The following is a 25,282-nucleotide window of genomic DNA, read 5'->3' on the forward strand; positions in this document are numbered from 1 at the left end:
CTGTCGCTTAATTTAAGTTAAAGGTTAAATGCATTTTGTAGAAAATGAGACGTCAGTATTGGATATGTGAGTAGTCAGGCCTTGTCCCAGTCTCGCTTTGTTGGCCAGTCGCGGTTGTTGCTTTCTATCTAGTTGTTTTTTTGATTAGAAAGGATAATTTGGGTTGCTATAACGTCTAAAATGGGAAGGTTTTTGAAGTTTTCGTAAAAAAAAGAAAGTAATTTAAATTAAATATGATGTAGAAATGAGCAGAATGAATATTGAAACGTTCTTTTTTTTCATTTGTCGTTTTATTTAACTATCATCGAAATCGATTATTGCTGTTAAATTGAAATATATGACCTGAATATTGCCACGTTGCATTGTCTCAAAGACTTTGTATAGTAGCGCTGCACCCAGAGGGTGCTATCCTGCACAGGTGGTACATACTATCTGTTTCGTATCTTAAATTATTGTTTGATACAATGACGTGATTATTAATCGCGTCTTTTTTTTATTTAAAAAACAGATGTAGTGAAAATTTAATTGAGCTTTATGTAAATAATGTGTCTTTTGTATGGGTTGCAATTATTAGATTTATACGTAGAATGGCCTTTCGCCAAATCGTTATATAAACCCTTAGGGGTTTGCTTGTTACCGCAATCAAAGGACATCAATGGTTGTGGAGAACTAAAATGCAATTAGTTTGCAAATTTGTTCCAGGAAACGCAGTTTCTAGGGACGTGTTAGACTACATACTGTCGCCAGATGAATGCATCGGGCAGCTCTCGCGTACGCGCAATCTTCAGGATGTGCTCAGACAGCTACCAAAGCCTTTGTCTGATACTATCCCCCAGTCGGCTAAAAAAGACATCCACAGCCTACTATCTAACATCAAACAGCGCCTTGTTCGTGTAGAGTGGGTCGCGTTATCCTCTTTTGCACGTCGAACCCCGCTTTCAGATGCACAGCTTCAGGCTTACCCTGCGTTAAAAATGCGCGTCGATGAGTTTGCCTCCGAGCAACCCAAAAAAGTCGTCAAAGCGAACTACGATACAGTCACTGACGATGTACCTTTGGCACGCAACCTTAGTTTCACTCCCGTAGAACCTTCTCCGGATAAAAAAATTGTGGTCGAGTTTGCGGGCCAGTGGCCGAACAACGCTGCCTACCTCATGTTGTCGGAGACCGGCACTCAAAAAGAAAAAATCGCTAAACCACGCAAAGACTCCAGCAAAAATCACCGCAGCGTTTCAGTATTTAAAAGCCTAGAAGAAGAGCCAAGAAACCTATACCTAGCTATTCCCCTAAGTGGTTCTGCAACGCCTCTCAAACTTCTACTGGCAGAAAATGTTGAGCCAGTTGATTCCAGTGATGAAATGGACGAGTGGGATAATGTGTTGGTGCCTGTGGTTCCACTTTACTTCCTAACTGGAGAAAAGTCCGAAAAGTCTGCTGCTCGTCATATGTCAGGTTACATTTACGTACTTTGGAAAGATAAGGTATGGCGCGAGTTGGCCATTGATGAGAAAGGATACTTTTCAGACATCAATATTGACTATTACCGTAATGCACAACCAGAGAGCGCGAAACCTAAACGACACGCTGATATTCGTATTACTGACCCGGAGAGGGGCAGTCCATTTTCCTACGAGCCATTTCAAATACGCCAAAATGGAGAAGTAGTATCTGAAGGGATACTCAATGATGTCGGAGAAGTGCGCGTTTTTAACTTAACTGAAGAGGAAGTTGAAGTTGTGATGACTGATTATGACCCTCATGTTGTAGTGAAAGTTGAAACCATGCTTAGTCCATTCAAAGGTGCTAGCCAGACTCACCGAGAGGCAAGTGGTCGGGCTTTGCCGCATATCTGGATACCATACAAAATACTTGGTGAGCAACAAAGTGTCTCGCTCTATTATAGTGAGGATCAACTAAGCCCGGAGCAACTTACGGCATTTGAGTCTGACCCAAGTCAAGCGACTGAGCTAACTGATATGGAGTACTACAGCAGTGCTCAAAGCTTTAAAACAGGAGAGGGCGTTACAAGGGCCTTAGCGATACCAAAAGTTTCTCCAGAGCAGGTTAGCCAATATACCGTGATTGCCAGTCAGTTGGAGAAAACAATTGCGGGTGTTTACATAAATGGACCACTGAGTCCGTTAATCTTTGCCTATCCGAGCGACCCCATGGTTGATGAGTCTGACGATTATTTTGAGCTACGAGATACGAAAGGTGACTGGAGTCAGCGCACTTACTTAAGAGATTGTATGCCTAATGAGAAAGGTATTCGACATATTAAGTTTTCAGGTTGGTCTGCTGAGGTAAAAAATGTTGACTTGGTAAGAGGTTATCTAGGCCACAGCCGTCATCAACGTGACAATCAAACCGTTATTTTTAGCGATAAAAAATTGAGTGACTTGTTAGCCTATAAACCCTAATAAGCGCTGACTTGTCGATAAATAATATGTGGGCAGCAAGCTGCGCGCGTTAAGAATAAAAAGAGAAGACTATGAAAAAGCATTCAATCTTAACCTTGCTTGCCTTGGCTTTGCTGGCAGGGTGCAATGGTCAAGACACAGAGCCTAGCGAGCAGGCCAAAGTGGTCAAAGAGCAAAAGCCGCTTACTGTCGAAGAGAAGGTTGCGGCAAAAAATGCCCAGCAATGGGAAGATGGCCGAGTATATATCACAGAGCATAATTATGTGACTTACGATAAAGAAACCGGTAAACCGCGCTACTTTGTGTTTAAAGCCAAAGAATGGCCGCGAGAAGATCTCAATAACAAGGCGTCTTACGATTTACCGCGCGTGGTATTTCGCTGGAACAATGGTAATTACTCTTCTGATGATTTGTATGAGCAACGCGATAAAGTGTGGAGCATTAAAACCGATGGCACCGACCTTCGCTTGGTGGCCGATGAATTTAACGGTAAGGTTCGCTTGATGCGTATGTCGCCCAATAACCGTTATTTAGCCTTGGCCTATTCCGCTGAAGAAGGCATGTTTAAGGTGATTAAGGATCTTAAAACCGGTGAGTATGTTGAGCTTGGCCGCTCGCGCGGCTACCCCGAGTTTTTATGGGCAGAAGACAGCAGCTACCTCTATTATGTGGATAAATTTAAAGACTGGAAATACACCTTAAGTAGGGGTGAAAAGCAGCAAGTTGATACTAAGTTTAATGAATATTCAACAATTTATAATGGCAAGCGTGTGGTAGCCAATGAGTTTGGTGTGGCCGTGTATGATGAAGCCAAAGATAAGTTTCTATTTGGGGTTGGGGTTGATCCTGATAAAGATAATCTTGAAGACTATGAGTTTCGTAAGCGAAGTATTAGCCCTAAAGGTCGATATGTATGGGCTGAAACCCGTAAACAGCGCTATTTAATTGATGTGGAAAATAAAACTTTTCAATCAGAAGAAATTATCCCGCGAGAAATGGGCAAGCTACGCTATTTTGAGATTCTGGGTAAAGAGGCGAACTACATTCGCGAAGGTGCTGCTAGGGCGCTGATGAGTAAGTTATCTCAAGATAAGGAGCTAATTACCTACCAGAAATGGAAGCAAATAGGTACAGGGCATAGTGCAACGGGCTCATCGCTTTACAATGCGTTTGCTAATAATGGTAACTTTGTTAAAGGGGAGACATTATGAGTCAATCTACCTCAACTAATGTTATTCCATTAGAAGCTGAGTATTATTTATTTGGCGTGTACTTTACAGCGGAAGTAGATAGTAAAACCAATGAAAAGGCTTTTCCAAACTGGCACGCGCAAACGAGCTTAATCGATAACCAAGATATTACTAATGTCCGCCCTTTAGCTCGGGTGCCAATGATCAATATTACCGATAGCGCTAATCCCCAACTTTGGGCGACTCGCCATGATTTTAAGCTCAGCATGCTAGGTAGCGGTGAGCCAGATGATAGCGGTGTATTTGAGGCACTAAAACCTGAATCACCAGTTCATATCCTTGGCTCAGATATTGCCAACAGCGAAAAACGCGAACACACCTTTCGTTTTCCTCCGTTGCCACTGATTGCCTCACTGGCTGATTTAAGCGCAAAAGAGATCAGCGAGAAAATTACTCAGTTGGGCCAGAAGCTGAATAATAGCGAGGCCAAACTGACCCTGACTGAAATTAGCCCAGCTCAGCTTGCGCCTCCTTATAAAGCTGACGCTAGCGGCCAGCTAACGCCGGATCAGCAAACCTATAATGACTGGTATCAAAAGATCAGTGATGCCGAACAGCCGATTAAAGGCTTTGTCTTGCCTGTGGTGGCCAGTTGCGCTGTAGTTTTCTCAGACAAAGAGTATGAGGATGCAACGGTTAGCTTATATAAGTTCCAGATTATAGAGAAGGAAGGCACACAAGTAGGAGAGTACGTAAAAATCGGCGATAGCGTGCAAGCCGCTCTACCAAAAAATATAGACCAAGAAGATGCTAAGCAATACCCGTGCGCATTATTTCATCTTGATCCGGCTAAGTTTGAACAAGGCTTATACAGTATTCGCGTAGAGTTTATCCCTAGCAGTATGAAAGCCGAAGTACCGGATTTTATTCAACAAGCAAATGTTGAAAGTTATGAAGATGGTGCCGATACCATTTACACTTACGAACTGCGTGAAAAAATCACCTTTTCACCACAAACGCCATTGGGCCAGTTTGCCATCGTCAGCGGTGATATGATTTCACTCGAAGAGTCGCTGATGTATCAGTACCCACAGTACTTTACCCATATGAAACACTACCTCACAGGTAACCCGCAAGGAAAGTCGGCCAATACCCCAGCGGCGAGAAGTTTAGTACTATTGAAAAACATCCGTGATGCGTCTGCTCAACTTGGCGCGGGGCTAATGAGTGGCAGTTTACAAGAAACCCTAAACTCGGACGGAAGACAGGCGGTATTTAATAATGTCTCCAAATTGTATTGGGATGCGGTTAAATCGGATATGCCTGATGCGATGAAGGCCGCAGGGGAGCTCTATTACGGTGTATACAGCACCAAAGAGACCCTTGACAACTTGCGTAATTTGCATGATCCCGCCTTAGCAAACCTCGGTTGGAAAGCGCTGTTTAAAGACAAGGTATTTGATCGTCAAACCGCATTGGCAACGGCTGTATCATCTGTGATGGAATCTAGGCTTGGTAACCAACAAGTGGTCGCTGGTCGGGTGGTTCAGGCCTGGTTTAGCGGTGGAGCAACGTTAGGCATTAATGCGCTTAGTACCATAAACAGCGGCATTGACTTATACACCAAGGGTAAAGCTGTTCTTGAGATGGCGAAGAAGGCCAAAAGCGCCAAGCAAGGCATAGGCGAAGTCGCTTATGACTATCTAGATAAAATTCCTGTCTGGAATACCAGCCGAGAAAATCAGCAAGAGAAGATTGAGCAAGTACTCGAAAAAGCCAGAGCAGCGAGTGATGAGATCACAGCTACTATGGTCAATAATAGCCGCGGCGCAGGAATTAAAATTGAGTTTAATTTCAATTCTCGCAAAAGTGAGCTTGAACGGAACGCTCCGTTGTTTAGTCAGCTAGCAAGCGCTTTGGCTGAGGTGCTTGAAAGTGAATCTAACTTGAGGGTCGAGATTGAAGGCCACGCCTGTCAGGTTGATACCGAAGAAGCGAATATGAAGGTTTCTGCGGACCGTGCTAATTATGCTAAGCAGCTACTGATTGAGAGCTCGGATGTGTTTAAAGACAGGATCTCTGTGGCTGTATTTGGTGAGAGTAAGCCACTCTATATACCGAAAAAAGGCGAGAGCATTGACCGCAATAACCCTAATCTTCGCCAAAACCGTCGGGTAGAGATTCGAATTTACATGTCATCGTTGGATGTGTTATTTCACCCTAGCCGTTATGGCTCACAAGCAATGGAACGCTCTCGGTTAGCGCTAGAAACGGCCATGACGAAAGAAGACAAAGCCGAAGTCGAGCTACGCATGGCCATTTTTGAAGGCATAGTGGATGTCGCCTCTTATATCCCAGTCGTCGCTCCCGTTGCGCGAGGTATCTTGTTTGCTAAGGAAGCTGGCAATGCGCTGACGTCAGCCGTTAAGTTGATAGACAATGCCTTCTTAGACTCGTTTTTAACTGATCTCAACAAAAAGCACGATGTGGTGCGAGAGTTAGAGCGTCTGTCTAAGATTCATATGGAATTGTTGGCTGAGCTGAGAAATACCAACATAGAGTTAGAGTTCACATGCCACAGTTATAAAGAGTTGGTTGCTTATCTAGACAGTGAAAAGGCACAGAAAGAGTTGTTGAAACGCTACCAGCTCAGGGCACTAGCAATGAACGGCTTGATATTACTACTTGCGGATTTGGGCGTGCAAGCTAAGCACCGTTCCGACGTCAGTTTTAAAAACTTGGTTGAACGATACAAAGTTAAGCAATACATCGAGCAATATATACTCAGCGACAATTGGTCTGTTAAAACCATTAAAGGAACAACGCTTGCCGCCAACTGGAAAAACAGTTGTGACGTTCAGTACTACGACGAACTGGTCAAGAAGATGCCCGAAGGGAGCAGGTACATGCCACTACCGAGGCGAAGCCATTCAGTAGAGGGTTTTTATCCATACAGTTACATGCCCTTACACAGTACTCCAAAAGCGTCTGGTGCATTCAACCGAGTGTTTCCTGTTCAAACTGTCCTCTACGATCATCCCGAAGAGTCAATGTTTGACAACTTTGCTAAGTCATTTAACCCGCAGGTGTACGAGCTCAAGCAAGAGGCTATCGGTTACTGCCGAATATTGATTCAATCGGCGAGAAAAGCGCCAGAAGATAAGCCTTCGTGGGTAGCTTACCAAGATTGGATTAAGCAAGAGGATAATGAGTATGTTGGACCATACGATAAAGTCAAAGTGCAGGTAGTACTGAAACAACAGTATAATTCGCCATGTATCGTGACTATAGGTTGCGACAGGGTTGACGGCTATAATATTCAAGGCCCTGCGTTTAGCGATTGGATGTTGCCGATGAAGGCCAGTGAATTTGAGCAAAATCGTGAGATAAAAGCCTATTACGCTAGCCAAGGACTGGATGAAGACGGAGAGCTTATTGCAATAGAACACATTCCCTCCTATCGGTTTGGTGACGTGATGATCGACGGGCTAAAACCCATGACATCAAAAGCAAGATTGTTGTTAACCGATGCGCTAATTGGTATGGCAGCATCAGCAGAGGCTCGCACATATAAAGCCAGTTATAACTATGGTGAAACCGATTCCTTTACTCGCTATGTTGAGGCCGGCGGCTTTAAAAATATGCGTTACTCTCTGGCAATAAGACAGAAAGATGGCAAAAGTGCGTTTTATCTTCCTCTTGCATTTGAGGAAGGCAAAGCGATAAATGAAGAAAACGAAATTCAGGTTGGTGCGCTAAATAAGAGCAAATATGTCTTGCTGCAAACCAGTGTTGGTGAGAAAGATCTCCAACTGCGCGAGAGAGATTTGTTGGTTGAAAGTTTTACATTGAGAAGCGAGGAGGGAGGTAAGAATACTATCCCTGTGCTTCACGGAATTAAACAGCAGGTTGTTGCTATAGAAACACAAGCCTCTGGATTGAACTTTTTCAATGAGCGAAAGTGGTACGATTCAGCCGACAATATTCACCGCGATGGATTTAGTTGGGGTAATCGGGGTAAAGAAGACCCAGCCGCTATATACATGCTGCTTTTGGGAGAAAAGCACGAAAAAGACGTATATGACAGCATCAAAATGGATTGGCAATCGGTCAATATGTGTATGCAGTTAGATCTAGATGGTAATGATGGTAAGAAAGTAAAAGGTCCAATCTATTTTACCAAGATGCACCATGTTGGAGGGTTTGAACACTCTTCGGGTAAGTGGTCATTTAAAGCTTCTGCAAAAGTGGATACATTAAGTGATATGAACACCATGCAAGGATTTTTAGACCAAGCTATTACTAAGCTAGAGTCAGATAACGATCTTTCTCGTGGTAAGGACTATGCTGTGTATTGCATGCGTTTTGAGCTTGGATATGTCTCTCCAACAGGGGTTAACCTAAAGGGTTTAAGACCCTTTGGCAAAGTCATTGGCGGTAAATACAACCTAGAGCTATCGGTGGCTCACCTTAAACAGGTCGGCTTAGTTGGGGGCGAAGATTACGATAAAAACCGAGATTTGGTGGTTTCTATCCCTTCTTTGCGCGATGACACTGCTTTGGCTGGAAATTATTTTGAAAACATGCCATGGCTGGTGACGAAAGAGTTGTCTTCTGATGACTTAGATAAATCGGCCGCAGAAACATGGAAGAAATACGATGAAGCTCAGCGGAAGAAATGGCTCAAGGATTGGATTGAGAAACAACCGACAGTGGTACTAGCGCCAAAACCACTAGAAAAGTCTTTAGATAACTCAAACTAACCTAGAGTGCGCTGGAGATTTAGCCACTATCAAAAAGCCATTTCAGTAATGAAATGGCTTTTTATTTTGGTGTACTTGCAAAACTTGAGCTGACTTTAAACTTAATCTGCAGCGGAAATAAAGAGAAAACGATGAAAAAGTATTCAATATTAACTTTGCTGGCGTTGGCTTTGCTGACAGGTTGCAATGGCCAGGACACTGAACCAAGCGAGCAGGCCAGCGTAGTTAAAGAACAAAAAACGCTTACGGTCGAAGAGAAGATTGCGGCAAAAAATGCCCAGCAATGGGAAGATGGTCGCGTTTATATCACAGAGCACAACTATGTGACTTATGACAAAGAGACTGGCAAACCAAGTTACGCAATCTATAAAGCGAAAGAATGGCCTCGAGAAGATCTAAGCAATACGGAGTCATACGATTTACCTCGTGTAGTATTTCGCTGGGACAATGGTCGAAATGTTTCGAAAGATCATTACGATCAGCGCGATAAAGTCTGGAGTGTCAAAACTGATGGTACCGATCTTCGTTTGGTGGCCGATGAGTTTAATGGCAAGGTTCGACTGATGCGTATGTCGCCTAATAACCGTTATTTAGCACTAGCCTATTCGGCCGAAGAAGGCATGTTTAAGGTAATTAAAGACCTTAAAACTGGAGAGTACATTGAGCTTGGCCGCTCAAGAGGTTATCCGGAGTTTTTATGGGCCGAAGATAGTAGCTATCTCTACTATGTGGATCAATTTAAAGATTGGAAATATACCTTAGCGAGCGGTGAAAAGAAGGAAGTCGAAACTGAATTTAATGAGTACTCAACGATTTATAACGGTAAACGTGTAGTTGCCAATGAGTTTGGTGTGGCCGTGTATGATGAAACCAAAGATAAATTTCTATTTGGGGTTGGAATTGAACCAGATAAAGAAAATCTTCAAGACTACGAATTTCGTAAGAGAAGTATAAGTCCTGCAGGTCGCTACGTGTGGGGGGAAAGTCGAAAGTATCGTTATTTAATTGATGTGGAAAATAAAACGTTTATATCGGAGAAAGTGGTGGGGTATCAACCTGGTGAGTTCGATGGACTTGATGTATTGGGCAAAGATGCCAAGTATGCTCGTAGCAGTGGTGGCGCACAGGTTCTACTTTATAAACTCAATGACCAAAATCATATTGAAAGTTATTTAACTTGGAAGCAAACCGGTGGTACTGGTCAAAGTGCGACTGATTCATCGCTTTATAATGCTTTTGCAAACGATGGAGATTTTGTTAAAGGAGATAAGTTATGAGTCAATCTTCCGTAACCTAAGCTTTCGTTACTTGTCGAATATGATTTATTCGGTGCCGACCTTACTTTCCCCTAAGGTAATACAGATTTAGCAAAACAAAAAACCGCCAGAAATGGCGGTTTTTTTATGGCTTAAAGACTAAAAGCTGTTCGTTAACCCGCTGCGGAAATATCGTACTTCTTCATCTTGTGGCTCAACGTGCTGACGGGCAGTGAGAGCTGCTCTGCAGCGCGTTTTATTTGCCAGTTTGATGCATTCAGGCAATCAAGGATGACGGTCTTCTCATACTCTCCTACGGCTTCTTTAAGGCCTCTAGAATAGTCTGCTTGTTCCGCTGCATCTTGCTGCACACTCTCAACGACAGGCTGTTGCATCACCTCAACCATAGCAGGTGTCGTCTGATGAGCTTCAGCAAGTGCTGCCGCTTCTCCAAACTCTATCTGGCTTATGGTTTCGAAGTCAGAAAGCAACAGGGCTCGCTCGACGATGTTTTTTAGCTCACGAACGTTACCAGGGTATGAGTACTCCTGAAGCTGCTTTTGCACGTTTGCACTAAACCCAGGAGCCTGTGAAAGGCCCAAGTTAGATGCGCTTTGCTTCACGAAGTGTTCGGCTAGTGGCAAAATGTCAGCTTCGCGCTCGCGTAACGGAGGGAGCGTTATCGGGAATACATTCAGACGATAGAACAAGTCCGCACGGAATTCACCATTCTTGATTTTATCCATCAAATGACAATGCGTAGCGGCAACAACGCGAACATCCACTTCGACTTCCTTGCTGGCACCCACCGGACGCACTTTACGCTCTTGCAAAACACGTAATAGCTTAGCTTGAAGCAACAATGGCATGTCGCCAATCTCATCGAGGAATAAGGTTCCACCATGAGCCGCTTCAAACAAACCTATTTTGTCTTTGTCTGCACCGGTAAATGATCCTTTTTTATGACCAAACAGCTCAGATTCAAGTAGCTGTTCCGGTATGGCAGCACAGTTCTGGACGATTAACGGCTGATCCGCGCGGTTCGAGTTTTCGTGAATATACTTCGCGATAACCTCTTTACCTGCGCCTGTTTCACCTCGTAGTAGAACGTCTACTGGAAGTGTCAGTACCTTCTCTAAACGACGTAGCACTTCGAGCATCTGTTCACTTTCCGCAATCGGGCCTTTGTAGTGGCTTTGTTTGCGTTGTTTGAGATGTTGGTTTTCGCGTACTAGAGCTGCGTTATCGGCGCTCAAGCTTTTAATCATATGGCCGTATTCTTCAAGCCAGACTGCTTGTCGAATACTGTTTGCTGCCATATTGCAAAACGCTGTTAGAGCCGACTCATTATCAATTACGCTCAAGTCGAATAGAGCTAATAGACCAATAGTCTTACCGCTGTCGTCAACGAGTGGCCAAGCGAGCAGGTTGGCGCTTTTAATGCCAAGCGCTAGCTCTGTCTCATAGACAGCTTCACAATCGTAACCGTTGTACTGATACAGCTCGTTAATCAAGACAACCTCGCCATTCTGTATTGCGTAGTTGAATGGATCTGTTTGGCTGGTTTGTTCAAACGATAGAGGTTGCCATGGATGAGAGGTGAGAGCCTGCTCATTATGGTGAACAATGCTTGGAATCAATGCCTGACCAGTTTGATCGAGAACGTAGATGATGCCATGTTTGGAAAACGTCATCTGACGCGCTGCTGTGAGCACCGCGTCCAAAGTTTGCGCAAGCTGAGTACGATCAGCCAGAGACTGGCTGATCGCTAAAAGCGCGTTACTCAGATCGTTCTGATTAGCTGAACGCATAAGATAGCGTTCCTTGCTCATCGACAGATACAGTGATCTGACTGTGCGACTCATCCTTGTCGTGCACTAACAGTTGTGTCGATAGCTGAGGGAGTAACTGACGGTTGATTACCGCATCGATGTTACGTGCCCCTGTTTCCGCTAAGCGACAGTTGCCAAGTACGAATTCGACTAAGGTATCGTCGTAGTTCAACGACAGTTTGTGATGGCTTTGAAGACGCTCAGACACTTTACCCAATTTGTGGTGGATGATGTCTGTCATTGCTTCGTCAGACAGAGGAACAAACGGCAACACAGACATACGAGCGAGTAGTGCTGGTTTGAAGTGTTGGTTCAGCGTCGGACGAATAGCTTCTGCAATCACGCCAGCATTGATGTCTTTCGACTGCTGTACCAGTGACTCAATCTCATGAGTCGCAAGGTTACTTGTCATGATGATTAAGGTGTTCTTGAAGTCGATAGAACGGCCTTCACCGTCGTTGAGTGTGCCTTTATCAAATACTTGATAGAAAAGGTTAAGTACTTCTGGATCTGCTTTTTCAACTTCATCCAAAAGAACAACAGAGTATGGACGTTGACGTACTGCTTCAGTCAGCATGCCGCCTTCGCCGTAACCTACATAGCCCGGAGGAGAACCAATCAGACGTGACACTGTGTGTTTCTCTTGGAATTCAGACATGTTGATGGTGGTCATAAAGCGCTCACCGCCGAACAGCTGATCTGCAATAGCGCGTGCCGTTTCTGTTTTACCGACACCACTTGGGCCGACAAGCAAGAACACACCAGTTGGAGCGTCAGGGTTGCCTAGACCAGCTTTCGCTGTTTGAATGCCTTCTGCCAGAGCATCGATCGCATACTCTTGGCCTTTGATGTTGCTGGTTAAGCTGTCTTTTAGCTTTAGAGTTGTTTCTGCTTCGTCTTGAAGCATTTTACCCATTGGGATGCCAGTCCAGTCAGAAATTACATGACTTACTTCATCTGGGCCAACTTCGAAATGTACAAGTGGATTGCTGCCGCGAATGGCATCAAGTTGTTCCTGACAAGCTGCAATGGCGATGCGTACCGATTCTTCGTCCATTTCTGCATAAGGTGAGGTTTTCGCTTCTTCGCCTTCTTCCTCAGTTTCTGCAACTTCAATCTCTTCCCCAGAAACTAGCTCATGAAGGCGAGTACGCAACGCGATCATCTCTTCGATTTGCTCTTTCTCGTTTTTCCATTGTGCTTGTTGGACTTCTAGCTCAGCTTGTGTTTTCTCCATCGCTACTTTTAGATCTGGGATAGACGCTAGGCTGTGCTTGTCGCCAGTTTGCTGAAGCTGGTCACGCTCAAGGGCTTCAAGTTCGCGAGTTTGAGCTGCAAGCTCTTGCTGCAATGTTTCAACTGAAGCTGGTACCGCATTTAGGCTGATGTTTACGCGGGCACAAGCTGTATCCAGAACATCGATGGCTTTGTCCGGTAGTTGGCGACCTGAAATGTAACGAGCAGAAAGTGCGGCTGCGGCAGTGATGGCATCATCACGAACGTAAACGTTATGAGATTTTTCATAAGCAGGGCGTAGGCCACGAATAATCAGAGCTGCTTGCTCAGGTGATGGCTCATCCAGTTTAACCAGTTGGAAGCGTCGAGCTAAGGCAGGATCTTTCTCGAAGTATTTCTTATATTCAGACCAAGTTGTCGCTGCGATTGTTTTTACTTCACCGCGGGCGAGAGCTGGTTTTAGTAGGTTTGCTGCGTCACTGCCGCCTGCTTGGTTACCACCACCGACAAGCGTATGTGCTTCATCAATGAATAGAATGATTGGTGTTGGCGAATTTTTCACTTCGTCTAGAACGGCATTCAAACGCTTCTCGAATTCGCCTTTTACGCTCGCACCAGCCTGAAGTAGGCCCATATCTAAGCCATAAAGTTCAACACCCTTCAGATTATCAGGCACTTCACCTTGGACGATTTTAAGTGCTAGTCCTTCAACGACAGCAGTTTTACCAACACCTGGTTCGCCGACTGCGATAGGGTTGTTTTTACGACGACGAGCAAGGATATCGACGATTTGACGGATTTCCTGATCACGACAGAATACAGGATCGATCTCACCTTTACGTGCTTTGCCAGTAAAGTCTGTTGTGAATTTACTCAGCGCAGAACCGTCTTCACGTGCTTGTGTCTTTTCAGAAGTCGCAACCTGCGCTTCAAGAGATTGGCTGGTAAGTTCACCAAAATTGCGTTTTAGGCTGTCTGGATTGACGCTTTCAAGAATCGCGGCGTATCCGTGCTGACCATAGCGTAGAGGGTTACTCACTAAAGTAAGTAGCAGCGCGCCTGAACGGATCTGTGTTTGAGATAAGTCTAGTGAAGATACTAGCCAGCTTTCTTGTAACCATTCGATCAATAAAGCAGAAAATACAGGTTTGCCACCGTTACCTGTTGGGCTTGTATCTAAAGTAGAGCGAATCGATTGGCGTAAAATGTTTTCCGAACAGTCAAAGTGTGCAAGTAGAACATCAAAATCGCTGTTTGGTCTTTCTAGTAGACTTAAAAGGAAGTGTTCAATTTGAACTTCGTTGGCCTTTTCTGATACAGCCAAAGCTGCGGCGTCTTCTAGCGCGACTTTTGCGATAGGGTGCAGACGTTGAATTAATGAAGATAGATTAATATTTATCATTGTCTTTATCGAGCTTATGGTTTGTTTAAAATTGGCTCGAATTATACTAAATAATAAAAGTCATTTTTTTTGCCTAGCTATTTTGACAGGCTTTTTATGGTTGTTTGTTATCCGATATTGAATAGATTAAAACCCTATTGTTTATATGTGGCGGTCAGTATGATTATTGTTTTAGTTATTATGTCTTAAATGCCCGTTAATAACGCTTTTTTCAGTCTTTTGTCATCCGTTTTTTTATCAAGATTTATAAGTAACAATTAATTGTTTTCGATCGACAATAACTTGTTTAATTTTACAATTTATTGAATTGATAAATTGCGCTAATTACAACATTAAAATCATAAGTTGTTGAAAAATAATGATTTAAAAGTTGGCACGGTGTTTGTATTAAGCTAATCGGGTCGCGGTAATAAGCGATTTGGTGAATTTAAATAAATAGAAATTTTTTAGAAGGAATATAAGATGCCAACTCCTGCGTATATGTCTATCACGGGCGAAACTCAAGGCGATATCACAAAAGATGCTTACTCAGCTGATTCAGTTGGTAACTCATGGCAAGAAGCACACGTTGATGAGTTTCTAGTTCAAGAACTTGATCACGTACTAACTATTCCACGTGATCCACAAAGTGGTCAGCCAACAGGTCAACGTGTTCACAAGCCTGTAATCGTAACTAAGGCACAAGACTGCTGTTCACCACTTCTATTCAACGCACTAGTTTCTGGTGAAAAACTACCTGAGTGTAACATCAAGTTCTACCGTACTTCAGTACAAGGTAAGCAAGAGCACTACTACACAATCAAACTAATTGATGCTCTTCTAGTTGATATGCAAACTCGTATGGCTCACTGTCAAGATGCTGCTACTTCTGACCGTGTAACTGAAGAAGTATTGAGCTTCACTTACCGTGCAATCGAAGTTACTCACGAAGTAATGGGTAAAGGCGGTAACGACGACTGGCGTGCTCCACGCGAAGCGTAAGATTTTCTTACCGAACGCTAAGGGCCAACCTATGTTGGCCCTGATCTTATTATTTGTATCAGGTAAAAGGTATGACGATTGACGTAGAATTTAAATTTGAAGTTCAGGGTAGTGGCCATGAATTTCGTGTTGAAAGTTTTCAAGTGACTGAAGAACTGTCGAAACCATTTCAAGTCAGCCTCTCATTACTTTCACTTGATGCTGATATTACGTTCGACGAACTTATTCGCAAACCAGCATTACTGACATTGTTTGGTCAGGGTGTTGGTTCTGCTCGTTTGTTCCACGGCGTAGTAAATGAGGTACGATTCCTTGGCTCTGGCCGCAGATTCTCGCGCTACCAGATTATCCTTGTTCCACAGATGTGGTTTATGACCCAACGCCAAGATTGCCGAATTTTCCAGAATTTAGCTGCACCAGACATCATTTCTCAGGTGCTAGACGATGCCTCTGTCACCGATTACCGTCTTGACCTTTCTGGTGTTTATCCTCCTAAGGAATATGTGCTTCAGTACCGTGAAAGCGACAGTAACTTTGTTCAACGTATGCTTGCTGAGCATGGTATGTGGTACTACTTCGAGCATACAGAAGGCAACCACACAATGGTCATTGTTGATAGCAATGACGCGATTCCAGAGCTGTTAAGTACACCGCTGAACGCATCCTACATAGGTCCAGTGGTGTATCACTCGGATGACGGCGGCGTGGCTGACCGTGAACATATCTTTGACCTTGCAGCGATCAACCGAGTTAGAACCGGTAGTACAACATATACCGACTACAACTATGAACAACCTAAGATCCCTCAGGAAATGTCTAGTGATGGTCCTTTAGATCAAGATCTTAAGCAGTTTGACTACCCTGGTCGTTATGTTGACCCTGCAATGGGACAAGTCCGTGCGTCAGAGTGGATTGCTGATCATCAGGTAGAAAATCAGCAGATTGAAGCGGCGTCTAACATCATGAGAATGGTGCCGGGTTACAGCTTTAATATTGGTGAGCACCCACGTAGCGCGATTAACCGTGATTACACTATGTTGTCAGTTATTCATAGTGGTCATGACCCTCAGGTACATGAGGATGAAAACAGCGGCTTGCCAACTACTTATCAGAACCAGTTTATCTGTATCCCACGTGATGTGATTTTCAAAGCACCTAAACTGCCAGCACCTATGGTTGATGGTCCTCAGACCGCGGTTGTTGTTGGCCCTGCGGGCGAAGAAATCTACACGGATAAACTTGGCCGAATCAAGGTTCAATTTCATTGGGACAGATACGGTAACAATGATGAGCATGCTAGCTGCTGGATTCGTGTCAGCCAATCAATGGCAGCCCCAACTTGGGGTGCCGTTTATCTGCCGCGTATTGGGCACGAAGTTGTGGTTACCTTCCTTGAGGGAGACCCAGATCGTCCACTAGTAACAGGCGCGGTATACAACGGTCTACATTACCCTCCTTACTCATTGCCTGAGAATAAAACGCGTACGACATTCCGAACTCAGACCCATAAGGGTACGGGTTACAACGAGATGAGCTTCGAAGACGAAGCAAATCAGGAAGAAATCTACTTCCATGCTCAAAAAGATATGTCGACGAAGGTGCTTAATAACCGTTACCGCGATATCGGCCAGGATGAGTTTCTGAAAGTAGGGCGCCATCAGACAAACGAAGTTCACGGTGATCACAAAGAAACCATCGACGGCCATAAAACGACTCAGGTGAACAGCACGTTTACTGAGACCGTTGAACAAGATGTCACGGTTACTTACAACGCAAACCAAACTCAATCGGTTAAGAATAACTCGACACTTGAAATTGGCGACAATCGCTCAACTAAGATCGGCAAAAACGACGATCTAGACGTTGGTGAAAACAGTAACCTGACTGTCGGTGCTTCTCGTTCTGCTGATATTGGTGCTGATGATAATCTAACAGTCGGTGGCAACCTTACGGTTTCTGTGAAAGGAAACACCTCATACAAAGCAGATGCCGCAACACAGGTTATCAGTGGTGACAAAATCGTACTGAAAACAGGTGGCTCTTCTTTGGTTATGAACAGTGATGGAAGTATCAAGCTTTCCGGTTCTTCCATCACAGTTGAAGGCAGCGACAAAGTTGTGATTAAAGGTGGCAACGTAGCGATTAACTAATGAAACAACACAAACACCTAGAACAATTTGAACAACAAACCCAGCAAGCCGAGCAATCGGCTTGCTTTTCCCGTTTTGGCACCATAGTAGATTTTAACGAAACTCAAGACAGTGTCAGAGTCGACTTTGAAGGCAACCCATTCGGACAACCTCTGTCAGCAAGACTGGGGCGTGGCTTTAGAAAATCTGAGCTTCAGTTGGCGATAGATAATAAGTTGAATTGTCGTATTGAATTCATTAATCAGGACATCAGCTTACCTGTAGTCACTGATGTTTTCTTCTCAATGCTCGATGATGGGAATGAGCTTGTTATTCGCGCAGAGAAAATGACGATAGAAACGTCTCAAGAGTTGATTGTGAAAAGTGGCGAGACTCAAACTCGCTACAGCGGCAGAGATGGGCGAATAACTACACAAGCTAAGTACGTGACCTCTCAAGCCGAAAAAGCACAGAAGATTCAAGGTGGAACGATTGCCATCAACTGATCGAACATGCAGATAAACTATGAGACAACGAATTACCAAAGAACAGCTTAGCTCTGCGTTAACCAACGAAGATCTTGCTGAAGCGATAGAAACATTAGACGCAGAAATTGCCCAGCTGGTCGAGCTAAATCCAACGTGGCTCGAATTCTGTCGCGAAAAATCCGCAATCGCCATTGAATCACTGTCTTTTCTTTTCAGGCAATGGGTGAGGTTACATCGAAAAGGTTACCCTTCGAGTTCACAAGATTACCTGCGTTTGGTTGAACGTCAGATGCGAGATGTGAAGCAAGTTTATATTGCATTCTACCGATTAAGTCCCGGGTTGGTGTATGAACTAAAAGACTCTGCACCAGAGCTTTTTATTTGGCTGATGCTTGAACCTGAGTTTGAGCAGGAGCGTCACCACCTGCTCGCAGCAATCAAAACTGCTGAAACTATCGATTCTAAAGACGCGACATTGCTAATCCTACACTCCAAGTTAGCGCACCTTGACATTACCTTAGCTCGACTTATTGAAGGGAAGGTGTCTGCCAGCCAGTTATGTTTTGACTTAATGAGCTTACGTCAGACATTAAGTATTGGTCTTGCCAAGCATTGGATGAAAGAAGAAGCACTGAAAGAGCAAGATGTACATCCTGTTCTGGCCAAGTTCGATGTTGAAGACAGCGTTGAGTGGATCAATGAAATCCAAAACGACGAAAAATACCTGTTTGAGTTGCTACTTTGTAAGCATGACCGTGGTACTTGGTTTAGAAAACGTTTTGGTGTTCAAGAAGAAGATTTACCAAGTGAGTACGTCATAACCTTTGCGAAGCTTTTGGAATTGGTTGAGTTCAACCAGTTTGACCCTAGTAAAGATATGGCTCCGATTCAGATGGTGCTGACTGGCAAACCAGAGTGGATCTTAGCTGCTTTAGATCATGTAATGACGCTTGACGAAGAGCAGGGCGAGGAGTGGCTGTTCGCTCTCGATGTTGTTTATGGCGAGCGCTTCCCTCTTAATCCTCATGAATTGGGTGTTGAGTATGAATGGGAAGAAGCCATCGCTTCACTTGAGGATTGGCGTGATTCCAACGAGCACAACGTGAACAAGTCGATGCGATTAGGTGAGGCTCTGACGTTTGAATCGACTATGCGTGCAATGACTAACGCACGAATTCCAGAGCATTATCGAACGTGGATATGGAGACATTTGTGTATTCATGGCCGCGTCTACATTCCATGGGAATGGTCCATGCCAGCGGTGCAGCAAGATTGGTTGTTTAGCAAAGTATCAGATCAACCTGCTGCTATCGAGCGATTTAACCTAAGGAATCAGAATGCAACTGTGGGATATTGAACAAGCAACAGACCTGCTGGTGAAAGGTCGCTTTCAACGTGATGAAAATGGTCATGAAGTCTGGGTTCTTACGGCTAAGCGCCAGTGGAACCTTAATGAAAAAGTGTGGGAAGAGGTTCCGGCCGAAGAAATCTACGATGACCCGATCTACCTTGGTGAGCCAGGTTTATCTGCGATGAAAGTTGACCATGAGTTTCCTGTCTCTAAACAAAACACTGATGTTTTGGTTTACGGTAAAGCTCGTGCTTATGCCAAACGTCCGGTGACTTATCACGAGTGCAGAATACTTATCGATAATCACATTGATAAAAGTATTGCCGTGCACGGTGAGCGACAATGGGTACAGCATGGCGGAAGTGTGACGGTTTCTCACCCCAAAGCTTATGTCGAGGCTGAGATTGACCACTCTAGGGCTTTAGGTGGTGATGAGAGAAACCGTGTCGGTTCTGGTATTGCAAAAAGCAGTGAAGAATTATTAGCCAGACCCGTTCCATCGGTTTTCTTTCCTAATGAAGAGTGGGCGCCGAACACCAAGCCTCTGAGAGTTGCTGGCCTTGGACCTATTCCTCCATTTTTTTCAGAAAGAACGCGATACGCCGGCACATTTGATGAGCACTGGGAAGAGCATCGACGTCCACTGCTGCCTGAAGATTTTGACCGGAAGTTCTATCAATCGGCACCCGCTGACCAGCAGTGCGATGGTTTCTTAGAGGGGGGAGAACGGTTAATGATGAGTGGATTTTCTCATGATGACGTGTTTTCTTTCCGAATCCCCTCTGAGAAATTTGTGGCGATTGCAGATTTCGGTGACGAAAAGCTTAGTGCTCCAATGCCAATGTACACTGTGTTTATCGATACAGAAGAAAAACGTCTTACGATCAGCTATACCGCCTCTTTCCCGTGTCAGGCGAAAGAGCACCTTCTGGTTTCCTCAACAGTTTCAAAAGCGGAGAAAGCGCATGAGTAATGTTTACGGTCGATACGTACTGGATGTGGATGTCCTGACCCCAATGGGGATGAATCTGGATATTTCTCTCGCCGTGGCTCAAGCTGACTTAGCGCGTTTTAATCAGCACGAAGCAGAAAATGGCGTGGATAAATTCACTTATGCTAAAGCTGATTATATTAAAGCAGAGGATAAGCAGGAAAGAGTAGTGGAAATGGTGGATACGTTACTTTCTTCCATGCTGAATAAACTGCCTAAAACACTAAAACCAGTTCCTGTCATTCTGTCTGTACCCGGGTCAGTGGAAAATAGCTACTTGTTGAAATGGGTAGAAGAAAGTGCTCACGCTAAGTGGTTGTCCAAAATTGAGGTTTCTAATTCAGGCGGTCCTCGCTTTATTAATGAATCGTTAGGCATGCTTAACCAACAAGACGCCGTTATTTGTATTGCAGTTGATTCGTTATTTTCAGAGTTAGAAAGCCTTATTTCAGACCAGAAAGTGATGGGGAGTCAAAACCCCTGGGGCTTGATCCCTAGTGAAGGGGGGGCAGGTGTCATTTTAACTAAGAAGAATATTGTTGAGACACTTAAGCTGAAGCCGATTGCCACCCTGGAATATTTCCTCGCTGAGTGGAATACGACTGATCGTAGAGGCATGATGCGCTTAGTTCGAAAAGCAGCAAGTACTTTTGAGCAACTAGGGCGGGTTTATTCAGACATGAATAATTCTCGTGATAATACCGAAGATTACGGTTTTGCACTGGGTGCTCGAGCGGAAAAATTTACTAACCCTCAACAACCCACGTTAATCAATGACTTGTGGGGAACGATAGGTCAGGCGTCCGCATTGGCAATACTGTGTAGCTTTACACAAATGCATCGTTCATCAGAACCAGCTTCTATCTTCATGTACGGTTTGAACGGTGATCGTGGCTTATTAAGAGCTTCTTTGTGTGACTACGAGTAACAAACTCAATACTGCTCCACAATGCGTTAATATTAATTAATAAAATTATATTTAAGCTGTTAAAGAGTCACGTGTTATATCTGCTGAGCTGTCATTCTGACTAAATTGATAGATATAGTGGGCTTTTTATTTTTACGCAGTTGAAAAGCAATATTCAAAATAATTAATATGCCCCCCTAGTTATTATTATCAGTTGGCCAAAGAGTAAAACGTGTCTGATCAAAATGGATCAAGCGACAGCTATATCAATCAATTAGTTCATAAAGCGATTGAGAGAAAAAAACAGTTAGAGCAGCAGGAAGCACAAAGAAACAAGCCTAAGTTGGAATATGTTTTATTCTCGCAATTCGATGTATTGGAGTCATTTCCTTCAAAAAACGGTAATACAACACTTTATCACCTCGCCAAGCAAGGTGAGCCGGAAAAACAAGTGTGTTGCAAAGTCGCAAATGAAGGCACCTCCAACCATGAACACTCAATGTTGATTGGTGAAGCGAGTAAGCTTGAAATATCTCAACATCCTAGCGTTGCTGATTTCATTAAGATCGGCAATGAATTTGATCGCCCTTACATCATGTATGAGTGGATACATGGTGAGTCGTTAGCTGAAAAGATAGAAAGACACGCCAAAAAAGGCTTCCGTCATGATCATATCGCCTGGCTTATCTACCAGTTAGCTGGCGCTTTGGAATACATGCACACTCGTGGTGTATGTCATTTAGATATTAAGCCTGCCAATGTACTTGTTGGCGAAGACGACAGCGTTAAGCTCATTGATTTTGGGGCTGCTCGATACACTGAAGAATCGGAAGGGCCTTCAGAAGTGAGCATGAATTATGCCTCACCAATGTATGTCGAAAGCGGAATCGCTAAACCTCAAGATGATGTTTATTCTCTGGCACTGTTGACTGGGCACTTATTCCTTGGCTCTACCTATGGTGACGTTTGGCGTCAGCTATTGGGTCAGAACAAACGCTGCCAATTGATTCCTAAACACGTTTGGTCACTGCTTAAAAACGTACTTAACAAGCCGCGAGCGCATGGTTATACCGCAATTTCTTTCGCTCAGGCATTAGCTCGAATTGATACCCAGGCTTTGAAGTCAGATAACAGTGCGCCGATCTTCTCTAATCTAAGAAATGCGGATCTCGTTCTGACACAACATAGTGTGGCTGACAAATTTGCTCTCGGCCGCTTTAAGTATCTTGAAGCTGCGTTGGTGGCGTCAGTTGTGTTGGTTACCGGAACCTATTTTTATGACTATGTACAGCCAGAGTGGAAGCCGTCGGTGAAATCCGGTTTTGGTGATTCAACAGCGCTGGTCAATACGATTAAGCCTGCTCAAACGGCTGCGTTTCTAGCTCAGCCTCCATGGAAAATCGAATACGCGCTAGACGATATGTCTAGTGATGTTGTCATGATGGCACCTTATCAGGACGCTTACCGCGTGCAGCAAACCAAACTTCTTAATGTCTACCAGCACAACGAAGACAGCTTAGCGGCGAGAAGACAAGTTGCTGAGAACATCCCAGTTGTACTTAAAGATATTCGTTCTCAGTTGGTTTCACTGCATCAAAGTCTAAATAACGACGGCGTCCTTTTCGCGAAATCTGAGCGCTCGTTTAATGAAGTTATGTCTAACTTGAATAAGCTCACCGTTGAGGCACAGAAAGTGTCTAATTATATGGGTAAGCAGGATAACGAACTTGTCAGCTTGATTTTAAGCGGCCGTGCAAAAGCAGTTGATGACTACATGAAAACAGCTTGGGCAAATCACCAAGCTGAGTCTTACTACTACAGCCAAGTGCTGCCCAATACCGTGCTAAACAAGGTTTATGCGACCATTGATGCCAATGCCGAGCAGCATTACTACTCACGCGCTATTGAACAAGCAGAGGCGGCAAAGCAGTTTTTTGGTAATACCCCAGATTTGATTGCAAAGGTTCGAGCTCTAAAAGTAGCACGTAGCGAATACATTCTGTTTAGCACTGTGACAGAGCAGGCGATATTCGAAACGGCAAAGCTTAATTCGTCACTCAACGATCTTGAGGTTAATGCTCCTAAGAAGTTTAGTGAAGTCACCCAACTACTCAATAGTATGGCGAGCGATGCAATTCGCAAGAGTCACAAAAAATCAAAGCCTGCACGTGGTGCTTTAGCCGTTCAGCGAGCAATTAGCGATTATCAGCCGAGCGTGAGGGGCTAAGCAGTGACAGCAGAAATAAATACACTTCTTGAGCCAATTAACGAAGCTTCGCCAGCTGGCGAAGACGCGCGCTATGAATTCAGTTTTGAAATGATGGAAGCTGAAGTCAAAAAATTCGGTTCTTTGTTTGGTGAAACGGTTGATTGGGCAGTAGTACAAAACCATGCAACAGAAGTTATCACTAAGCACAGCAAAGACTTTAAAGCGATGTGTTACCTGACGCGTGCTTTGTTAGAAAGTGAAGGGCTACCTGGTCTTGAGCAGGGCCTAGCATTGCTTGCTGAGTCCTTAATTCGTTTTGGCTCAGATTTATACCCACGTAGAAAACGTGGCCGCGACGGAGCAGTGGAATGGTTGAACCATCAGCTAAAGCTTGCACTGCCTAAGCTGCCGAATGAGCAGCTAACTTGGGAAGCGTTGTCGCGATGTAATGATGCAGTAGAAGAGATACAACGCCACTTTGATGAAGTGTTCCAAGATTCAGAAGCCGATTTTTTTGAATTGCGTAGCGAGCTCAATCGTCTACTTCAATCTGCTGGAGTTGACGATATACACGCGGCACCTTCTGAGCCAGAGTCTCAGCAAGTTCCAGTTGAAGTTTCACAACCTAAACCTGAAAGTCAACCTTCACCAGAGCCGGCACAATCTACACCTGCAGTCGCTAAACCAAGTGTTGCGAAACCAGCAAGTCGACAGCAAAAAGAAGTGGATATCGACACCGACTTTTCTTCACCTACAGCCTCTAAACGAACGTTGAAGAAGGTTGCAGAAATGATATTGGCCTCGGAGCCTGAATTGCCGCTGTCTTACCGCATCCACAGACATTTGACTTGGTCAGACATCGAAGAGTTGCCAGACCATCAGAACAATGAAACACCTTTAATTCTTGCGGTTTCTCAGGACAAACAATCCGAATACCGAGACAAAGCTAAGCAAGAAAGTGATATCGACACGATAAAACGTTTAGAGCGCACATTAACTGATGCGCCTTTTTGGCTGACTGGCCATTACTACGTTTATCAGATGCTGAAAAACTTGAGCCTGGAAGAAGCAGCTCAAGCCGTTTCAGAGGAAGCGAAGGCCTTTGCTCAATCCTTACCGGGTATAGAGGCTCTGTCATTTAAGAATTCGATTCCATTTGCCAACGAAGCAACGATCGAATGGCTAAATAAAGCCAGCTCATCGGCGTCCAATGCAGGTCAACAGGCTTTGCCTAGCGTAGTCGTGCAAGAAGGCGATTTGGTGTCAATGGACGATGTTACTCTCGAAAATTTGGGAGAACGCGTAGCAGAAGTTGCACAAAACCTTGAGCTTGATAGCTCTGGGCGAGGGCAATTTATGTTGCATTTACAAATCGTAAAAGCTTACCAAGCTGTTGGTCTTTACGCGCTCTGTTTACCTTATCTTGAAAAGTTATGGGTCATCAGAGATGAAATGAGTCTAAGCAGCTGGGAACCACACCTCTCTTTGCAACTAGATGAATTATCTCAAAAAATTCTGAAGCAGCTGTATCCAAACAAGGAATTGTTGCCTGCAAAGTTTGAGGAGTGGGAGTCAATCTATAACTAAACAACACAATTAGATAAGGAACTAATTATGTCACGCGATGGCTCGGTAGCTCCTAAAGAGCGAATTAATATCCGTTACGTTCCAGCGACTGGTGATGCGCAAGAAGACGTTGAACTGCCGTTGAATATGATGGTTGTTGGTGACTTTACAGCACGTGCTGATGAGACACCAATCGAAGAACGTACGCCAATCAATATTGACAAAGACAATTTTAACGAAGTTTTGGAAGGCTATGCTCCAAACCTAAAAGTTAATGTTGAAAACCGTCTGACTGATGAAGAAGGTGCACAGCTTGGCGTTGATCTAACGTTTACGAACATGAAGGACTTCTCACCTGAGGCGATTGCTAAAAGTGTTCCGGAACTAAACAGTCTGCTAGAGCTTCGTGAAGCATTGGTTGCGCTAAAAGGTCCACTAGGCAACGTACCTGCATTCCGTAAGAAGATCGCTGCCGTTCTTCAGGATGAAGAAGCTCGTAAGAAATTACTAGAAGAACTCAGCATTGGTGAAAACCAAGATGCTGAAAAGGCTGAATAAGAG

General features: G+C 44.2%; 15 protein-coding genes. 13 read left to right on the forward strand and 2 right to left on the reverse strand.

Annotated features, from left to right (window positions below):
• Nucleotides 1–674 precede the first annotated feature (674 nt).
• The 4 genes from FIU99_RS16605 to FIU99_RS16620 all read left to right on the forward strand — a co-directional run bounded on the left by FIU99_RS16605 (nucleotide 675) and on the right by FIU99_RS16620 (nucleotide 9,650).
• On the forward strand, nucleotides 675–2,420 hold the full coding sequence (locus FIU99_RS16605) for a hypothetical protein (protein ID WP_006961158.1): 1,746 nt from the start codon (nucleotides 675–677) through the stop codon (nucleotides 2,418–2,420).
• Between the two features lie 71 nt (nucleotides 2,421–2,491).
• Nucleotides 2,492–3,631 (forward strand): hypothetical protein, encoded by a 1,140-nt coding sequence (locus FIU99_RS16610; RefSeq protein WP_006961157.1) that lies wholly within the window; start codon nucleotides 2,492–2,494, stop codon nucleotides 3,629–3,631.
• On the forward strand, nucleotides 3,628–8,373 hold the full coding sequence (locus tag FIU99_RS16615; protein ID WP_006961156.1) for an OmpA family protein: 4,746 nt from the start codon (nucleotides 3,628–3,630) through the stop codon (nucleotides 8,371–8,373). Before FIU99_RS16610 ends, FIU99_RS16615 begins: the two co-directional genes overlap by 4 nt.
• A gap of 131 nt (nucleotides 8,374–8,504) precedes the next feature.
• Nucleotides 8,505–9,650 carry a lipoprotein gene (locus tag FIU99_RS16620; protein WP_006961155.1) on the forward strand — a complete coding sequence of 382 codons (1,146 nt, stop codon included), beginning with the start codon at nucleotides 8,505–8,507 and terminating at the stop codon, nucleotides 9,648–9,650.
• Between the two features lie 152 nt (nucleotides 9,651–9,802).
• Here the strand turns inward: FIU99_RS16620 and FIU99_RS16625 are convergent, their stop codons facing one another.
• On the reverse strand, nucleotides 9,803–11,440 hold the full coding sequence (locus tag FIU99_RS16625; protein ID WP_006961154.1) for a sigma-54-dependent Fis family transcriptional regulator: 1,638 nt from the start codon (nucleotides 11,438–11,440) through the stop codon (nucleotides 9,803–9,805).
• Entirely contained in the window at nucleotides 11,427–14,099 is a 2,673-nt protein-coding gene (tssH, locus tag FIU99_RS16630; protein WP_039952115.1) for a type VI secretion system ATPase TssH, read from the reverse strand. The genes FIU99_RS16625 and tssH overlap by 14 nt, the downstream gene beginning before the upstream one ends.
• Nucleotides 14,100–14,561: 462 nt before the next feature.
• Between tssH and FIU99_RS16635 the strand changes: the two genes are divergently transcribed.
• The 9 genes from FIU99_RS16635 to tssB all read left to right on the forward strand — a co-directional run bounded on the left by FIU99_RS16635 (nucleotide 14,562) and on the right by tssB (nucleotide 25,279).
• Nucleotides 14,562–15,080: an Hcp family type VI secretion system effector gene (locus FIU99_RS16635; RefSeq protein WP_006961152.1), complete on the forward strand. Its 519-nt coding sequence runs from the start codon at nucleotides 14,562–14,564 to the stop codon at nucleotides 15,078–15,080.
• Nucleotides 15,081–15,151: 71 nt separating this feature from the next.
• Entirely contained in the window at nucleotides 15,152–17,230 is a 2,079-nt protein-coding gene (gene tssI, locus FIU99_RS16640) for a type VI secretion system tip protein VgrG (RefSeq protein ID WP_006961151.1), read from the forward strand.
• A complete protein-coding gene (locus tag FIU99_RS16645; protein ID WP_006961150.1) occupies nucleotides 17,230–17,715 on the forward strand; it encodes a hypothetical protein in 486 nt (161 codons plus the stop codon). The genes tssI and FIU99_RS16645 overlap by 1 nt, the downstream gene beginning before the upstream one ends.
• A 19-nt stretch (nucleotides 17,716–17,734) precedes the next feature.
• Complete coding sequence (locus FIU99_RS16650) at nucleotides 17,735–19,054, forward strand: hypothetical protein (protein ID WP_006961149.1); 1,320 nt, start codon at nucleotides 17,735–17,737, stop codon at nucleotides 19,052–19,054.
• Nucleotides 19,035–20,021 carry a DUF2169 domain-containing protein gene (locus FIU99_RS16655; protein ID WP_006961148.1) on the forward strand — a complete coding sequence of 329 codons (987 nt, stop codon included), beginning with the start codon at nucleotides 19,035–19,037 and terminating at the stop codon, nucleotides 20,019–20,021. The genes FIU99_RS16650 and FIU99_RS16655 overlap by 20 nt, the downstream gene beginning before the upstream one ends.
• Complete coding sequence (locus tag FIU99_RS16660; RefSeq protein ID WP_006961147.1) at nucleotides 20,014–20,967, forward strand: hypothetical protein; 954 nt, start codon at nucleotides 20,014–20,016, stop codon at nucleotides 20,965–20,967. Before FIU99_RS16655 ends, FIU99_RS16660 begins: the two co-directional genes overlap by 8 nt.
• 211 nt (nucleotides 20,968–21,178) lie before the next feature.
• Entirely contained in the window at nucleotides 21,179–23,173 is a 1,995-nt protein-coding gene (locus FIU99_RS16665; RefSeq protein ID WP_006961146.1) for a protein kinase, read from the forward strand.
• Between the two features lie 3 nt (nucleotides 23,174–23,176).
• On the forward strand, nucleotides 23,177–24,742 hold the full coding sequence (tssA, locus tag FIU99_RS16670; protein WP_006961145.1) for a type VI secretion system protein TssA: 1,566 nt from the start codon (nucleotides 23,177–23,179) through the stop codon (nucleotides 24,740–24,742).
• Nucleotides 24,743–24,769: 27 nt separating this feature from the next.
• The gene (tssB, locus tag FIU99_RS16675; protein ID WP_006961144.1) at nucleotides 24,770–25,279 is read left to right on the forward strand and encodes a type VI secretion system contractile sheath small subunit; all 510 of its coding nucleotides are present in this window, start codon (nucleotides 24,770–24,772) and stop codon (nucleotides 25,277–25,279) included.
• The last annotated feature ends 3 nt before the right edge of the window (nucleotides 25,280–25,282 follow it).

The sequence above is a fragment of the Vibrio sp. THAF64 genome, from assembly GCF_009363455.1.
Lineage (GTDB): Bacteria > Pseudomonadota > Gammaproteobacteria > Enterobacterales > Vibrionaceae > Vibrio > Vibrio coralliilyticus.

What these genes read in the sequence shown, in the direction of transcription:
- FIU99_RS16605 (WP_006961158.1), top strand. Translation starts at nt 675, where the DNA reads ATGCAATTAGTTTGCAAATTTGTTCCAGGAAACGCAGTTTCTAGGGAC.
- FIU99_RS16610 (WP_006961157.1), top strand. Translation starts at nt 2,492, where the DNA reads ATGAAAAAGCATTCAATCTTAACCTTGCTTGCCTTGGCTTTGCTGGCA.
- FIU99_RS16615 (WP_006961156.1), top strand. Translation starts at nt 3,628, where the DNA reads ATGAGTCAATCTACCTCAACTAATGTTATTCCATTAGAAGCTGAGTAT.
- FIU99_RS16620 (WP_006961155.1), top strand. Translation starts at nt 8,505, where the DNA reads ATGAAAAAGTATTCAATATTAACTTTGCTGGCGTTGGCTTTGCTGACA.
- FIU99_RS16625 (WP_006961154.1), bottom strand. Translation starts at nt 11,440, where the DNA reads ATGCGTTCAGCTAATCAGAACGATCTGAGTAACGCGCTTTTAGCGATC.
- tssH (WP_039952115.1), bottom strand. Translation starts at nt 14,099, where the DNA reads ATGATAAATATTAATCTATCTTCATTAATTCAACGTCTGCACCCTATC.
- FIU99_RS16635 (WP_006961152.1), top strand. Translation starts at nt 14,562, where the DNA reads ATGCCAACTCCTGCGTATATGTCTATCACGGGCGAAACTCAAGGCGAT.
- tssI (WP_006961151.1), top strand. Translation starts at nt 15,152, where the DNA reads ATGACGATTGACGTAGAATTTAAATTTGAAGTTCAGGGTAGTGGCCAT.
- FIU99_RS16645 (WP_006961150.1), top strand. Translation starts at nt 17,230, where the DNA reads ATGAAACAACACAAACACCTAGAACAATTTGAACAACAAACCCAGCAA.
- FIU99_RS16650 (WP_006961149.1), top strand. Translation starts at nt 17,735, where the DNA reads ATGAGACAACGAATTACCAAAGAACAGCTTAGCTCTGCGTTAACCAAC.
- FIU99_RS16655 (WP_006961148.1), top strand. Translation starts at nt 19,035, where the DNA reads ATGCAACTGTGGGATATTGAACAAGCAACAGACCTGCTGGTGAAAGGT.
- FIU99_RS16660 (WP_006961147.1), top strand. Translation starts at nt 20,014, where the DNA reads ATGAGTAATGTTTACGGTCGATACGTACTGGATGTGGATGTCCTGACC.
- tssB (WP_006961144.1), top strand. Translation starts at nt 24,770, where the DNA reads ATGTCACGCGATGGCTCGGTAGCTCCTAAAGAGCGAATTAATATCCGT.